The sequence below is a fragment of the Nocardioides sp. IC4_145 genome, from assembly GCF_011250565.1.
In the GTDB taxonomy this organism is placed as follows: domain Bacteria; phylum Actinomycetota; class Actinomycetes; order Propionibacteriales; family Nocardioidaceae; genus Nocardioides.
This window is the reverse complement of sequence record NZ_JAANMS010000044.1, coordinates 1-13,863: the sequence shown is the minus strand read 5'-3', so window position 1 is coordinate 13,863 and position 13,863 is coordinate 1. Positions and strand designations below refer to the sequence as shown.

Here is a 13,863-nt window from a genome sequence, read left to right as displayed (position 1 = left end):
GAGTCCCGCGCTTGTCGGGGCAGATCTGCCCCGGTATGCGAGGGGGTCACCGGTGAACCGGTGACCCCGACGCCCCGGCGACCCGCCTTCCTGAGAGCACGCTGAGCGGCCCGGACCGGTCCTGCTCCCCGTTGCCGCGGACCTGTACCGTCAGGGATTCAAGACGAGCGTCGGAAGAAGCCTGTGAAGCGGATATTCAAGGGTCCTTGGATCTGGATCGTGGTCGCCGTGGTCGGCGTCCTGCTGGCCCTGCAGTACCTCGCGCCCAACGGCGGGTACGACGAGATCGACACCTCCCAGATGGAGGAGTACATCGCCAACGGCGAGGTCTCGGAGATCACCTTCATCGACGGTGACCAGAAGATCGAGGCGACCCTCGACGACGGCGTCCGCGAGGACGGCGACAAGGTCATGACCCACTACGTGCTGGGTCAGCAGATCGACATCATCGACGCCGTCGACGAGCAGCGGGCCGAGGGCACGATCGAGAAGTCGAACTCGGAGAACCCCCAGCCCAGCCTCCTCGGCTCGATCCTTGCGACGCTCCTGCCGTTCGCGCTGATCATCCTGCTCTTCCTCTTCCTCATGAACCAGGTGCAGGGCGGCGGCGGCCGCGGCGTCATGCAGTTCGCCAAGAGCCGCGCCAAGCTGATCACCAAGGACATGCCCAAGACGACGTTCTCCGACGTCGCCGGCGCCGAGGAGGCCATCGAGGAGCTCGGCGAGATCAAGGAGTTCCTCCAGGAGCCGGCGAAGTTCCAGGCCGTCGGCGCCAAGATCCCCAAGGGCGTCCTGCTCTACGGCCCTCCGGGCACCGGCAAGACGCTGCTCGCCCGCGCCGTGGCGGGCGAGGCCGGCGTGCCGTTCTACTCGATCTCCGGCTCGGACTTCGTCGAGATGTTCGTCGGTGTCGGCGCGAGCCGGGTGCGCGACCTGTTCGAGCAGGCCAAGGAGAACGCCCCGGCGATCGTCTTCATCGACGAGATCGACGCCGTGGGTCGCCACCGCGGCGCCGGCATGGGCGGCGGCCACGACGAGCGCGAGCAGACCCTGAACCAGCTGCTCGTCGAGATGGACGGCTTCGACGTCCGCGGCGGCGTCATCCTCATCGCCGCGACCAACCGTCCCGACGTGCTCGACCCGGCGCTGCTGCGCCCGGGCCGCTTCGACCGCCAGATCCAGGTCGACGCCCCCGACCTCGCCGGCCGCCACAAGATCCTCCAGGTGCACAGCCGCGGCAAGCCGATGTCGCCGGACATCGACCTGCTGTCGGTCGCACGGCGTACGCCGGGCTTCACCGGCGCCGACCTGGCCAACGTCCTCAACGAGGCCGCCCTGCTGACGGCGCGCAGCAGCCAGAAGCTGATCACCGACCAGGCCCTCGACGAGGCGATCGACCGCGTGATCGCCGGCCCGCAGCGCCGCACCCGCCTGATGAGCGAGAAGGAGAAGCTCATCACCGCCTACCACGAGGGCGGCCACGCCCTCGTCGCGGCGGCGCTCCCGGGCACCGATCCGGTCCACAAGATCACGATCCTGCCGCGGGGCCGCGCGCTCGGCTACACGATGGTGCTGCCCGACGAGGACAAGTACTCCCAGACCCGCTCGGAGATGCTCGACAAGCTCGCCTACATGCTGGGCGGCCGTGCGGCGGAGGAGATGGTCTTCCACGACCCGACCACCGGCGCCGGCAACGACATCGAGAAGGCGACCTCGCTCGCCCGCGCGATGGTCACGCAGTACGGCATGACCGAGCGGCTCGGCGCGATCAAGCTCGGTGAGACCCAGGGCGAGCCGTTCCTGGGCCGCGACATGGGCCACTCGCGCAACTACTCCGAGGACGTCGCCGCGATCGTCGACGAGGAGACCAAGAAGTTCCTCGCCGCCGCGCACCAGGAGGCCTTCGACATCCTCGAGGAGAACCGCGACGTCCTCGACGCGCTGGTGCTCGCGCTGCTCGACAAGGAGACCCTGGACAAGGCCGAGGTCGCCCGGATCTTCGAGCCGCTGCGCCGCCGCTCGCCGCGCCCGGCGTGGACCGGCTCGCCGGACCGCAACCCCTCGGCGATCCCCCCGATCGAGATCCCGCAGGAGATCCGCGACCGGGCCAAGGCCAACGCCGCGGTCGCCCCGAACGGCGAGGCCGGCTCGATCGTCACCCCGCCGGGCCCCGGCGGCGACGTGCACGGCGGCCCGGGCGCGGGTCCGGCCGGGCCGGTGGACCCGCCGACGCCGCCGAGCCCGGGTCCCTACCCCGGCGGGACCGCATGACCGACCGCGTGAGCCAGGTCGAGCGCGACCCGGCCGAGGTGCCGCCGTTCGACCAGGCACGCGCCGAGGCGGCGGTCCGCGAGCTGCTCATCGCCATCGGTGAGGACCCGGAGCGCGAGGGCCTGCTCGACACCCCGGCCCGCGTGGCCCGGGCGTACGCCGAGGTCACGGCCGGGCTGCGGATGCGGCCCGAGGACGTGCTGTCCACGACGTTCGACATCGGCCACGAGGAGATGGTGCTGGTCCGCGACATCGAGCTGTGGTCGATGTGCGAGCACCACCTGGTCCCGTTCACCGGCGTCGCGCACGTCGGCTACATCCCGGCGGAGTCGGGCAAGATCACCGGGCTGTCCAAGCTGGCGCGGTTGGTCGACCTCTACGCCCGCCGCCCGCAGGTCCAGGAGCGGCTGACCACCCAGGTCGCCGACGCGATGGTGCGGCTGCTCGAGGCCCGCGGCGTCATCGTCGTCATCGAGGCCGAGCACCTGTGCATGACGATGCGCGGCGTCCGCAAGGCCGGCGCGCGCACCATCACGTCCGCGGTGCGCGGCAGCTTCCTCACCGAGCCCGCGACGCGCGCCGAGGCGATGGCGCTGATCCGCGGCACCCGCTGAGGGCTGCCGTGGCGACGCTCCAGCCGGGCCAGCACCACGACGCCGCCCCGGCGTCGGCGGTCGGTGGGTTGTTCCTCCCGATCGGCCGTCCCCGGGTGATGGGGATCGTCAACGTCACGCCCGACTCGTTCTCCGACGGCGGCCGGTACGTCGAGCCGGACGCCGCCGTCGCCCACGGTCGCAGCCTCCTGGCCGACGGGGCCGACGTGCTCGACATCGGCGGCGAGTCGACCCGTCCCGGCGCGACCCGGCCGCTGGTCTCCGAGGAGCTCGACCGGGTCGTCCCGGTGATCCGCGAGCTCTCCCGCGACGGCGTCGTGTCGGTGGACACCATGCGCGCCGAGGTCGCCGAGGCCGCGCTCGAGGCCGGCGCCACGATCGTCAACGACGTCTCCGGCGGGCTGGCCGACCCGCGGGTCCTCGAGGTCACCGCAGCGGCCGGCGCGGTGTACGTCGCCATGCACTGGCGCGCCCACAGCACCCGGATGGCCGACTTCGCGACGTACGACGGACCCGGCGGCGTCGTGGGCACGGTCGCGGCCGAGCTGTCCGAGCGGCTGGAAGCGGTCCTCGCCGCGGGCGTCGACCCGGCCCGCGTGGTGCTCGACCCGGGGCTCGGCTTCGCCAAGCGCGGCGAGCACAACTGGGAGCTGCTGCGCGACCTCGACCCGATCACCGCGCTCGGCCAGCCGGTGCTGGTGGGCGCGAGCCGCAAGTCGTTCCTCGGTCGGCTGCTCGCGGCCGACGACGGCACGCCGCGCCCGGTCGAGGAGCGCGAGCACGCCCACACCGCGGTGGTCGTCCACCTGGCCCAGCAGGGTGTCTGGGGCGTCCGCGTCCACGACGTGCGCGCCACGCGTGACGCCCTCGCGGTCGTCGCCGCCCTGCAGGAGCCGACCGCCGGCGCACCCGTCCCCGCACCCGTCCAGGAGGGACGCCCATGACCGACGAGATCTCCGTCACCGGCATCGAGTGCTGGGGACATCACGGTGTCTTCGACTTCGAGCGGAGGGACGGGCAGACGTTCGTCGTCGACCTCACGCTCGGCGTCGACACCGCCCCCGCGGCGGCGAGTGACGACTTGCACGACACCGTGGACTACGGAAGTCTCGTGGCGGCGGTGAAGGCCGCCGTGGAGAAAGACCCGGTCGACCTGATCGAGACCCTGGCCCAGCGCATCGCGGACGTCTGCCTGGCGGACGCCAAGGTCGCCTGGGCGCGGGTCACGGTCCACAAGCCGGACGCACCCGTCGACGCGACGTTCGCCGACGTCGCACTCACCATCACTCGGAGGGCCCACCGTGACTGAGACCCCCAACCCGCACATCATCGACGCCGACACCCTCACCGGGGAGATGCGTCCGATCCGTCGTGCGGTCCTGGCCCTGGGGTCCAACCTCGGTGAGCGGATGGCGAGCCTGCAGGGCGCGGTCAACGCCATCGCCGACACCCCCGACGTGTGGGTGACCGCCGCGTCGCCGGTCTACGAGACCGACCCGGTCGACTCCCCGGCGGACGCGAAGACGTACCTCAACGCCGTCGTCCTCATCGACACCACGCTCGCCGCGAGCCGCCTCATGGACCGCGCGCTGGCGATCGAGGACGCCTTCGAGCGCGAGCGCGGCGAGGTCCCGAACGCCCCGCGCACCCTCGACGTCGACCTCGTCGTCGTCGGCGACCGCCGCAGCGACGAGCCGAGCCTGCGACTGCCGCACCCCCGGGCCCACGAGCGCGCGTTCGTCCTGAAGCCGTGGTTCGACCTCGAGCCCGACGCCGAGCTGCCGGGCCACGGCCCGATCAGCGAGCTGCTGGCCGGGATCGGCACCGACGGGCTGACACTGCGTGAGGACCTGACGCTCGAGGTCGGGTGAGCGACCCGCTCGGCGACCCCGGCCCGCCGGAGGAGCCGGGCGGCAGCCTCCGGCCCACCTCGCCGGCGGCGCTGACCGCCTGGGCCGTCGTCGGCCTGGTCGGCGGGTGGCTGGTGCACCCGGTCGCGGACCGCTGGGGAACCCCGCCGCTCGTCACCTGGGCGCAGCCGCTGGCCCTGCTGCTGGTCGTCGCGATCCTCGGCGCGACCGCCTGGATCACCTACCGGCAGGTGCACGTGCGCCGGGAGCGGCTCGACCCGCAGCAGGCGGTCAACCGGCTGGTGCTCGCACGGGCGTGCGCGTACGTCGGCGCGCTGGCCGCCGGCGGCTACCTCGGGTACGCCGTCTCCTGGCTCGGGGTGCCGGCCGAGCTGGCCGAGCAGCGTGCCTGGCGCTCGGCCGCGGCGGCGCTGACCGGGGCCGGTGTGGCGGTGACCGCGTTGCTGCTCGAGCGCGCGTGTCGCGTCCGGTCCGACGACCCGGCGCCCTAACCTGCTGGACATGGCAACCTCAGCGGCACCATCGGTCACTCCTGCCTCGCGTCGCCGGCAGCGCTCGACGCGGCTGACCGTGGCCGTCGGGCTGCTCGTGGTGGGCGCGGTCGCCGTCGCGGCGGCCATCGCCACCGGCTCGTGGGGGCTCACCGCTGCCGCCGCCGTGCTGGCCGTGCTCCTCGGCGCGGCCGCCACGCGGATCACCTCCGCCGAGCTGGCCCAGTCCCGTCGCGACGCCGCGCGCGACCGGGCCGAGCAGGCGCAGGCCTACCGCCGGCTGACCGAGGAGCGCGCCGCCGAGCACGCGACGTACGTCGAGACCGTCGAGCGCCGCATCGCCGAGCGCGAGGCGAGCATCGCCGACCTCGAGCAGGGCCTGACCGCCGCGCAGCAGCGCGTCGCCGACGCCACCCTCAAGCTGGGCACCGAGGCGCGCCGGGCCGACGCGGCCGACCGCGCCCGCACGGAGCTCGCCGCCGACCTCGACGCGGCCGAGGAGCGCGCCGCCGAGGCGATCGTCCGGATGGCCGAGCTCGAGCAGGAGGTCGACGTCCTGCGCGCCGAGCTCGAGGTCGTCACCGCCGCCTGGCAGACCGCCGAGGCGAGCCGCAAGCGCGCCTGAGCCGGGCACCCGGCGTACCCCGCGGGGGTTTGCCGACCCGGCCACCGGGGAGACTTGTCCTTCGTGATCCCTGAGGACTCCCGGTTCGAGAACGACCCCGAGGAGCTCGTGGCCGAGGCGCCCGGGCTGCCGAGCGGGTGGGAGGTCGGGACACCCGACCCGGCCGACCGGTTCGACGTCGCCCGGCTGACGCACCTGCTGCGCGCCCACGAGCGGCACGGCCGCGGCTGGGCCGGCGCCGGCGTCGACGACGTCCTCGTCGAGGTCTCCGAGCACGGCCTGCGGATGCGCCAGAACGTCGTCGTCCGCGATGCCGAGGGCGAGATCCGCGCCTGGGCGAGCGCCCACGACCGCGCCGCCGGCCGGATGCTCTTCGTGCACGTCGTCGAGCGCGACCTGCCCGAGCGGATCGCCAAGGCCTGCTCCGACGTGCTCTTCGAGTGGGGCGTCGGCCAGGCCAAGGTGCTCGGCGCCGCCCGCGGGCTGGAGAGCCAGCAGATCGACACCGGCGCCTTCGCCGACGACGAGCGGCAGCACAAGTGGCTCGCCGATGCCGGCTTCGAGCGGGTGCGCACCTGGTGGCAGATGAGCCGGCCGGTGACCGCCGACGAGGCGCGGCTGGTGCCCTCGCCGGCCCGGTGGGAGGGCAAGGGCGTCGTCTTCCGGCGTGTGCGCCGCGCCGACGGCGGGATGCCTGACGCCGACGACCTGCGCAAGGTCCACGACGTGCTCGAGGGCGCCTTCGTCGACCACTTCAACCACCACGAGGAGACCTTCGAGGAGTTCGTCCACCGGCTCCGCGAGGACCCCGGCCACCGCTGGGACCACTGGTGGCTCGCCGAGCTCGTGGAGGACGGCGGCCGCACCGCCGTCGGCACGCTCGTCGGTGCGGTCTCCGAGAGCTCCGGCGGCGGGCCGGACGGGTCGTACGTCGAGTACCTCGGCGTCCTCGAGGCCGCCCGCGGCCGCGGCGTCGCCAAGGGCCTGCTGCGCACGATCATCGCCGACGCCGCCGAGCGCGGCCGCGACCGCGTGGGCCTCGAGGTCGACGCCGACTCCTCCACCGGGGCCGACGGTCTCTACACCTCCATGGGCTGGGCCACGAAGTACGTCACCGAGTCCTGGCACCGCGACGTCCCCGTCGCCTAGCCGGCAGGCGCGGGCCGGCCACGATCGCGCAATTGCGCGGTTGTGGACGTGCGGGAGCGCTTCCACCGGTCGACTTCCGCGCAATTGCACGATGGTCGACGCGCGGACCCCGACCCCGACCCGCGACCCGAGCCCGATCTGCCGGGTCCGCCGGGTCAGCCGGCGAGGGAGGCGCGGAGGGCTCGGTGGACGCCGGCAGGGGTGAGGACGCCGAGGAAGACCGGGCCCCGCTTGACGCCGACCATCCCGTGGTCGCTGCGCAGCATCGCGGCGAGGGCCTCCTCGAGGGTGGCGCCGACCTCGACCGCGGCGCCGAGGTCGCCGAGGCGCACGTCGTCGAGCGGCTCGAGGTGCGCGGGGTCCACCGGGGTGACCGAGAGCCGGCGCAGCCCCCGCTCGGACCCGACGAAGTCCGCGACGAAGTCGTCGGCGGGCCGGGCGAGCAGCTCGGCCGGCGTCGCGTGCTGCGCGAGCCGGCCACCGGCGGCGAACACCGCGACCCGGTCGCCCATCCGCACCGCCTCGTCGATGTCGTGCGTGACGAGCACGACGGTCTTGCCGAGCTCGCGCTGGAGCCGGAGGAACTCGTCCTGCAGCCGCACCCGCACCACCGGGTCGACGGCACCGAACGGCTCGTCCATGAGCAGCACCGGCGGGTTCGCGGCGAGCGCGCGGGCCACGCCGACACGCTGCCGCTGGCCGCCGGAGAGCTGGTGGGGGTAGCGGTCGGCGTACGTCGCCGGGTCGAGCCCGACGAGCTCCATCAGCTCGGTGGCCCGGGCGCGGGCGGTCGCCTTCGACTCGCCGTACAGCAGCGGCACGGTCATCACGTTGGTGACGATCTTCTGGTGCGGGAAGAGCCCGACCTGCTGGATGACGTAGCCGATGCCGCGCCGCAGCCGCACCGGGTCCTCGGCGGTGACGTCGCGCCCGTCGATCTCGATCCGGCCGGTGCTGGGCTCGATGAGCCGGTTGATCATCTTCAGCGTCGTCGACTTGCCGCAGCCCGAGGGCCCGACGAGGCACAGCAGCTCCCCTGCGGCGACCTCGAGGTCGAGCGCCTGCACGGCGACCGTCCCGTCGCCGTAGGTCTTGCCGACGCCCGAGAGCCGGATCATCGCGGTCCCGCCCGCAGGGCCGGTAGCGTCCATGCGCGTGACAGTACTGGCGGCGGCCGCACCCGCGCCCGCAGCCGAGCCGAGCTGCTACAGCCGGCTCACCAACGAGTGGTTCTGCCTCGACTACGTCCGTGACCGGCGCGAGGAGATCCTCGACGCCACCAGCCAGCACCTGTTGATCACCGTGCTGGCCGTCGCGCTCGGCGTCGCGCTGGCGGTGCCGCTGGCGCTGCTCGCACGGCGGCTGCCGCGGCTGGAGTCCTCGGTGCTGGGGCTCAGCACGGGGCTCTACACGGTGCCGTCGATCGCGCTCTTCCCGCTGCTCGTGCCGTTCACCGGCCTGACGATGACCACCGTCGTCATCGGCTTGGCGCTCTACGCGCTGACGGTGCTGGTCCGCGCGTTCCTCGAGGGGCTGCGCTCGGTCCCCGACGACGTCCGGGAGTCCGCGCGCGGCCTGGGGTACGGCGCCGGCCGGCTCCTCCTGCGCGTCGAGATGCCTCTCGCCCTGCCGGTGGTGATGGCCGGACTGCGGGTCGCGACCGTCTCGACGGTGGCCCTGACGACCGTCGGTTCGCTGGTGTCGTACGGCGGGCTCGGGAACCTGATCCGGGACGGCGTCACCACCAACTTCCGCGCCGAGCTGCTGACCGCCGCGGTGCTGTGCGTGGTCATCGCGTTCGTCCTCGACGCGCTCATCGTGCTCGCCGAGCGCCTGCTGACGCCGTGGACCCGGGCGGGCCGCACCACGCGCACGGGGAGGGCTGCTGCATGAGGGTGCTCCAGGACGCCTGGGACTTCCTGCTCGCCGCCGGCAGCTGGACCGGCGAGGGCGGGATGCTGGAGCTGCTGGTCCAGCAGCTGCTGCTGACCTTCACCGCCCTGCTGCTCGCGCTCGTCGTCGGCCTGCCGGTCGCGCTCGGCCTGGGCCACCTCGGCCGCGGCGGCTTCCTCGCGGTGAACATCTCCAACGTGGGCCGGGCCGTGCCGACCTTCGCGCTCCTCGCGGTGCTGGTGACGCTGGGCTGGCCCGGCACCGACTCGTTCGGTCCGTACGGCCGGGCCGGGGTCGCGACGCTGCTGGCGCTCACGCTCTTCGCGCTGCCGCCGATCATCACCAACGGCTACGTCGCGGTCCGGGAGGTCCCGGCGGACGTCCGCGAGGCGGCCGACGGGATGGGGATGACCGGCGCCCAACGGTTCTGGCGGGTCGAGCTGCCCCTCGCGCTGCCGCTGGTGGCCTCCGGCGTACGCCTCGCGCTCGTGCAGGTCTGGGCGACCGCCACCATCGCGGCGCTCGTGGCCGGGCCCGGGCTGGGGCGCGTGATCACCGACGGCTTCTACCGCAGCCAGTACGGCCAGGGCATCGCCGGCGCCGTCGTCGTCGCCGTCGTCGCGCTCCTCCTCGAGCTGCTCGCCGCCGGGGCGCAGCGCCTCGCCACCCGGGAACGTCGGGACCCCCTGGCTACTGTGTCGACGGGCCTTCACCCAGTCGGGTGACCCGCTTCTCCGGACACGCGCGGTGAGCAGAGCCGCGGGACACAGAAGGACGCACAGCCATGCAGGTACGACGCACCCTCGCCGCCGCGCTCGCGGCGGGATCGCTCCTCCTCGCCGGCTGTGCCGGCGACGACCTCGACGACACCACCGCCGACGACGACTCGACCCCGGCGGCCACCGCCGGCGGGCCGGTCAGCATCTCCGGCCAGAACTTCCCCGAGGCGACACTGGTCGCCTCGATGTACGAGCAGCTCCTCGCCGACGCCGGCTACGAGCCGACCGTCAGGCTAGTGGACTCCCGCAGCGTCTACATCGAGACGTTCCCGGGCGACATCGACGTCGTGCCGGAGTACGTCGGCGGCATCGTCAACGAGCTCAACGCTCGGAAGCTGGGCGACCGGGCCGAGCCGTTCACCGCCGGCGACGGCGAGGAGCTGGCCGAGCAGGGCGAGGACCTCCTCGACGCCGCCGGCATCACGCTGCTCGACGTCTCGGAGGCGACCGACACCAACGCCTTCTTCGTGACCCAGGAGTACGCCGACGAGAACGGCGTCTCGAAGCTCTCCGACCTCGAGGGCGAGTCGGTCGTGCTCGCGGCGGCCCCCGACTGCGAGGGCCGGCTGGACTGCGAGGGCGGCCTGGTCGACGAGTACGGCATCGACGTCACCAAGGTCCTGCCGCTGGGGTTCGCCAGCGACCAGACCTACCAGTCGGTGCTCGACGGCGAGTCCCAGCTCGGCCTGACCAGCACCACCGACGGCACGCTGGAGTCGCAGGGCCTCGTGGTCCTCGAGGACGACAAGCAGATCCAGCCGGCGCAGAACCTCGTGCCTGCCGTCGCCACCGACTTCCTCGAGCAGCACCCGGACGTCGAGGACCTGCTCGAGGGCCTGATGGACGCGCTGACCACCGAGAACCTGACCGAGCTCAACGGCCGCGTCGCGGTGGACCGGGAGAAGCCCGAGGACGTCGCCCGCGACTTCCTCGAGCAGGAGGGCCTGCTCTGACCCGGCCCTAGACCTCGTGCGGTCGCAGCTCCAGGGCCGCGGGTGCGACGGTGTCCAGGTCGATGACCGGCACGTCGATCCGCGGCCCTGCTGCTGTCCGGACGCGGGGGAGCGGCCCGCGGTGGGCGCGGACGTGCTCGACGACGGCGGCCGCGTCCTCGCGGCGGCCCTGCTCGACCAGCCACCCCACGAGGCGGTACGCCGGCGTCAGCCCGGAGTGCGTGAGCGACCGGTCGCCCCACAGCTCGACGACGCCGGCGTGCAGCAGCTCCCACCAGTCGTCGGGGCAGCCGGGCAGCTCGTCGAAGTAGCGGTGCAGGTCCCCGGCCAGGACCCGGTCGCGGAAGACCCGGAGCACCTCGGCCGAGCCGTGCGCCTCGACGCTGACCAGCGCCATCCGCTTGGTGGTCCACCGGTCGCGCAGGTCGGTCAGCGACGAGCGCTGCTGGGTGATGGAGCTGCCGTCGTGGCGGATCCGCCAGTGGTAGACCACCTCCGGCACGACCGCGAACCGCCGCGCCCGCAGGAACGCCTCGGTCGTCGTCGGCTGGTCCTCGTAGCGCACGCCCTCCGGCCAGGACAGCCCCGCGGACTCCCAGAAGTCGCGGCGGTAGAGCTTGTTCCACGCGAAGACGTCGCCCAGGAGCTCGGGGTGCTCCTCGATGGTGGACGCGCCGCGTTGCGCGTGCAGCCGGCGCATCCACGGTGGCTCGGCCAGCCCGCCGTCCTCCCAGCGCGCGACCGAGCCGGTCACCAGGTCGCTGCCCGTGCGCGCCAGCTGCCCCAGCAGCACGGCGTACGCACCGGGCGGCACGACGTCGTCGGAGTCCGCGAACGCCAGGACCTCCCCGGTGACGTGCCGCAGCCCCTCGTTGCGGGCCGCGCCCAGGCCCCGGTTCTCGGTGTGGACGACCCGCACCCGCGGGTCCCGGGCGGCGTACTCGTCCGCGATCGCGCCCGAGCCGTCCGGCGAGCCGTCGTCGACGACGAGGACCTCGAGCTCGAGCTGCCGTGAGGCCTGCGCCAGCACGCTGTCGAGGCACTCCGCGAGGTACTGCTCGACGTCGTACACCGGGACCACGACGCTCACCCGCGTCCGGCGCCCTGGCCGGCGCCGGGCCCACGGTCGCAGCTGCATGGGCCGACAGTAGTGAGCGATAGGCTCCCTGGTCGTGAGTGCCCCCGACGCCGTCCCCTCCGCACAGCAGCCTGCGGACCCGTCCGCCGTCGACCCCGCCGACTACCCCCGCAAGGTGCTCTTCGTCGCCGGCGCCGGGCGCAGCGGCACCAGCACGATGGCCGGGCTGATGCAGATCCTCGGCCTGCACGTGCCGCAGCCCGAGGTGGTCGCCGACGAGACCAACCCCAAGGGCTTCGGTGAGCCGGCCTGGGCCGTCGAGCACCACGACCGCCTCCTGAAGGAGGCCGGCGTCCAGGTCAGCGACTCGCGACCCGACGCGTGGTTCGAGACCGGCCGGGTCTCCACCCGCGAGAAGGAGCGGATCACCACCGCCGAGTGGCTCGAGTCGCACTTCGCGGTCAGCAGCGAGCTCGTCGTCAAGGACCCGCGCCTGGCGTGGTTCCTCTCCCTGTGGCGCGTCGCGGCCGTCCGCACCGGCGCCACCCCCGTCTTCGCCACGATGCTCCGGCCGCCGGCCGAGGTCGTCGGCAGCAAGCAGACCTACTACAAGAACCGCCTCGGCTCGGCCCACCTCGCGGCCTCGTGGCTGAACATGTTGCTCCACACCGAGCGCGCCACCCGCGGCTCGATCGAGGGCGGCGACGGCAGCGCGCGGGTCTTCGTGCGGTACGCCGACCTGCTCGACGACTGGACCAAGACCTGCATGCACGCCGGCGAGACGCTCGGCCTGCAGCACGTCCTCCACGCGCGCAGCGAGCAGATCCGCGACGGCCACCGCTTCGTCGACCCCTCCCTGCGCCGCGTCACCCAGTCGCTGGAGGACCTCGGCCTGCCGAAGCGGCTGCACGACCTCACCGCCGACACCTGGGCCGAGCTCAACAAGCTCGCCGACCCCGGCGGCGACACCCCCGACGTGCACCACAACCTCGACCAGCTGCGCGAGGCGTACGTCGAGCTCTACGAGGAGTCCGAGGCGATCTCGCGGTCCTCGGTGGTCGCCGCCGAGCAGGCCGTGCGCCGCGAGCTCAAGGGCCGCCCGAACGCCGGTCGCCCCGGTGGTGGCCCGGCCGCGGCCGCTCCCGCCGCGCCGGCCGGTGACCTCGCCGACCGCATCCCGCACGGCCTGCGCGCCGCCATCCCGCCGTCGGTCCGCCGCGGCCTGCGCAAGGCCGTCGGCAAGACGCGCCCGTGACTGCGCACCTCGGCCGCACCGGCCTGACCAACCTCGAGGGCCACACCGACTACGACATCACCTGGCCCTGGGCCCGGCCCGAGGGGCTGCGCCCCGGCACCACCGCCGTGCTGCGGGTCAAGGACGAGGCGCCCTCGCTGCCGTTCGTCCTGCCGCCGCTGCTGCGCGCCTGCGACCACGTGCTCGTCGTCGACAACGGCTCCACCGACGGCACGCCCGACGTCGTGCGCGAGACCGCCGAGCGGCACGGACGTCCCGACAAGCTCACGCTCACGTCGTACCCCTTCGCCGTCGCGCGCGCCGGCGCCGAGCACCTCGCCGTGCACGAGCTGTCGGTGCACTCGCTGTCGTACTTCTACAACTGGTGCTTCGCGCAGGTCGGCACCCGCTACTCGTGGAAGTGGGACGGCGACATGGTCCTGACCACCGAGGGCGAGGTGTCCATCGCCGACCTCGGCTGGCAGGTCGGCGACGTGCAGACGATCGTGCGGGTGCCGCGGCACCCGCTGTTCCTCGCCTCCGACTCCCTCGGCTACCTCGACCTCGGCCTCCGCAACGCCGAGGAGTGGGGCTTCCCGATCGGCCCGGACTTCGTCTACACCAAGGCCTTCGAGTGGGAGATCCGCACGACGCCGGAGGACGTCCGGTCGATCGGGCTGCCGTTCGGGCTGTGCGTGGAGCTCAAGTACCTCGACGGCGACGAGTTCGCCCACTGGACCGACCCGGCGTCGTTCGCCACGTCCTGGCGCAACAAGCGCAAGCGGCGCGAGTGGGAGGTCTTCAACGCGCTGCGCGACGGCACCGTCCCCGCCGGCGTCGTCCGGATCGAGGCCCCCGCCGGGCAGCACATCGTCGACCACGTCACCCACGAGTGGCTCCCGCGA

General features: G+C 73.4%; 15 protein-coding genes. 13 read left to right on the top strand and 2 right to left on the bottom strand.

Translation table 11 applies throughout. The features are described from left to right. Positions 1-183: 183 nt before the first annotated feature. From ftsH to G6553_RS22260, 8 genes are all read left to right on the top strand, one after another. Positions 184-2,271: an ATP-dependent zinc metalloprotease FtsH gene (gene ftsH / locus G6553_RS16665; RefSeq protein WP_166195511.1), complete on the top strand. Its 2,088-nt coding sequence runs from the start codon at positions 184-186 to the stop codon at positions 2,269-2,271. After that, complete coding sequence (folE, locus tag G6553_RS16660) at positions 2,268-2,885, top strand: GTP cyclohydrolase I FolE (RefSeq protein WP_166195508.1); 618 nt, start codon at positions 2,268-2,270, stop codon at positions 2,883-2,885. The genes ftsH and folE overlap by 4 nt, the downstream gene beginning before the upstream one ends. Before the next feature lie 98 nt (positions 2,886-2,983). Then, the gene (gene folP, locus G6553_RS16655; protein ID WP_166195586.1) at positions 2,984-3,829 is read left to right on the top strand and encodes a dihydropteroate synthase; all 846 of its coding nucleotides are present in this window, start codon (positions 2,984-2,986) and stop codon (positions 3,827-3,829) included. Continuing rightward, positions 3,826-4,194: a dihydroneopterin aldolase gene (gene folB, locus G6553_RS16650; RefSeq protein WP_166195505.1), complete on the top strand. Its 369-nt coding sequence runs from the start codon at positions 3,826-3,828 to the stop codon at positions 4,192-4,194. Before folP ends, folB begins: the two co-directional genes overlap by 4 nt. After that, the gene (folK, locus tag G6553_RS16645; protein WP_166195502.1) at positions 4,187-4,756 is read left to right on the top strand and encodes a 2-amino-4-hydroxy-6-hydroxymethyldihydropteridine diphosphokinase; all 570 of its coding nucleotides are present in this window, start codon (positions 4,187-4,189) and stop codon (positions 4,754-4,756) included. Before folB ends, folK begins: the two co-directional genes overlap by 8 nt. Then, positions 4,753-5,247, top strand: a complete 495-nt coding sequence (locus tag G6553_RS16640) for a DUF3180 domain-containing protein (protein WP_166195499.1) — start codon at positions 4,753-4,755, stop codon at positions 5,245-5,247. The genes folK and G6553_RS16640 overlap by 4 nt, the downstream gene beginning before the upstream one ends. A gap of 10 nt (positions 5,248-5,257) precedes the next feature. Beyond that, positions 5,258-5,872 carry a hypothetical protein gene (locus G6553_RS16635; protein WP_166195496.1) on the top strand — a complete coding sequence of 205 codons (615 nt, stop codon included), beginning with the start codon at positions 5,258-5,260 and terminating at the stop codon, positions 5,870-5,872. A 63-nt stretch (positions 5,873-5,935) separates the two neighbouring features. Continuing rightward, on the top strand, positions 5,936-7,021 hold the full coding sequence (locus tag G6553_RS22260) for a GNAT family N-acetyltransferase (RefSeq protein WP_207619907.1): 1,086 nt from the start codon (positions 5,936-5,938) through the stop codon (positions 7,019-7,021). Between the two features lie 155 nt (positions 7,022-7,176). Here the strand turns inward: G6553_RS22260 and G6553_RS16625 are convergent, their stop codons facing one another. Continuing rightward, complete coding sequence (locus G6553_RS16625) at positions 7,177-8,139, bottom strand: ATP-binding cassette domain-containing protein (protein WP_166195581.1); 963 nt, start codon at positions 8,137-8,139, stop codon at positions 7,177-7,179. A gap of 37 nt (positions 8,140-8,176) precedes the next feature. Between G6553_RS16625 and G6553_RS16620 the strand changes: the two genes are divergently transcribed. From G6553_RS16620 to G6553_RS16610, 3 genes are read left to right on the top strand one after another with little or no spacing between them, the layout of a single operon-like run. Then, positions 8,177-8,914 (top strand): ABC transporter permease, encoded by a 738-nt coding sequence (locus G6553_RS16620; RefSeq protein WP_347565773.1) that lies wholly within the window; start codon positions 8,177-8,179, stop codon positions 8,912-8,914. Further along, positions 8,911-9,639, top strand: coding sequence for an ABC transporter permease subunit (locus G6553_RS16615; protein ID WP_166195490.1), 729 nt, complete (start codon positions 8,911-8,913; stop codon positions 9,637-9,639). Before G6553_RS16620 ends, G6553_RS16615 begins: the two co-directional genes overlap by 4 nt. 59 nt (positions 9,640-9,698) lie before the next feature. After that, positions 9,699-10,646 (top strand): ABC transporter substrate-binding protein, encoded by a 948-nt coding sequence (locus G6553_RS16610; protein WP_166195487.1) that lies wholly within the window; start codon positions 9,699-9,701, stop codon positions 10,644-10,646. Between the two features lie 7 nt (positions 10,647-10,653). On the opposite strand, the gene G6553_RS16605 is transcribed toward G6553_RS16610, so the two are convergent. Further along, the gene (locus G6553_RS16605) at positions 10,654-11,784 is read right to left on the bottom strand and encodes a glycosyltransferase family 2 protein (RefSeq protein ID WP_166195484.1); all 1,131 of its coding nucleotides are present in this window, start codon (positions 11,782-11,784) and stop codon (positions 10,654-10,656) included. Between the two features lie 34 nt (positions 11,785-11,818). Between G6553_RS16605 and G6553_RS16600 the strand changes: the two genes are divergently transcribed. Beyond that, positions 11,819-12,979 carry a sulfotransferase family protein gene (locus G6553_RS16600; protein WP_242680575.1) on the top strand — a complete coding sequence of 387 codons (1,161 nt, stop codon included), beginning with the start codon at positions 11,819-11,821 and terminating at the stop codon, positions 12,977-12,979. After that, a partial coding sequence (locus G6553_RS16595; protein WP_166195481.1) for a glycosyltransferase occupies positions 12,976-13,863 on the top strand: 888 nt, incomplete at its 3' end. The genes G6553_RS16600 and G6553_RS16595, both read left to right, overlap by 4 nt.

Coding starts and splice junctions, on each gene's coding strand:
- folP (WP_166195586.1), top strand. CDS start 2,984: ATGGGGATCGTCAACGTCACGCCCGACTCGTTCTCCGACGGCGGCCGG.
- G6553_RS16615 (WP_166195490.1), top strand. CDS start 8,911: ATGAGGGTGCTCCAGGACGCCTGGGACTTCCTGCTCGCCGCCGGCAGC.
- G6553_RS16635 (WP_166195496.1), top strand. CDS start 5,258: ATGGCAACCTCAGCGGCACCATCGGTCACTCCTGCCTCGCGTCGCCGG.
- G6553_RS16605 (WP_166195484.1), bottom strand. CDS start 11,784: ATGCAGCTGCGACCGTGGGCCCGGCGCCGGCCAGGGCGCCGGACGCGG.
- G6553_RS16625 (WP_166195581.1), bottom strand. CDS start 8,139: ATGATCCGGCTCTCGGGCGTCGGCAAGACCTACGGCGACGGGACGGTC.
- G6553_RS16610 (WP_166195487.1), top strand. CDS start 9,699: ATGCAGGTACGACGCACCCTCGCCGCCGCGCTCGCGGCGGGATCGCTC.
- folE (WP_166195508.1), top strand. CDS start 2,268: ATGACCGACCGCGTGAGCCAGGTCGAGCGCGACCCGGCCGAGGTGCCG.
- folB (WP_166195505.1), top strand. CDS start 3,826: ATGACCGACGAGATCTCCGTCACCGGCATCGAGTGCTGGGGACATCAC.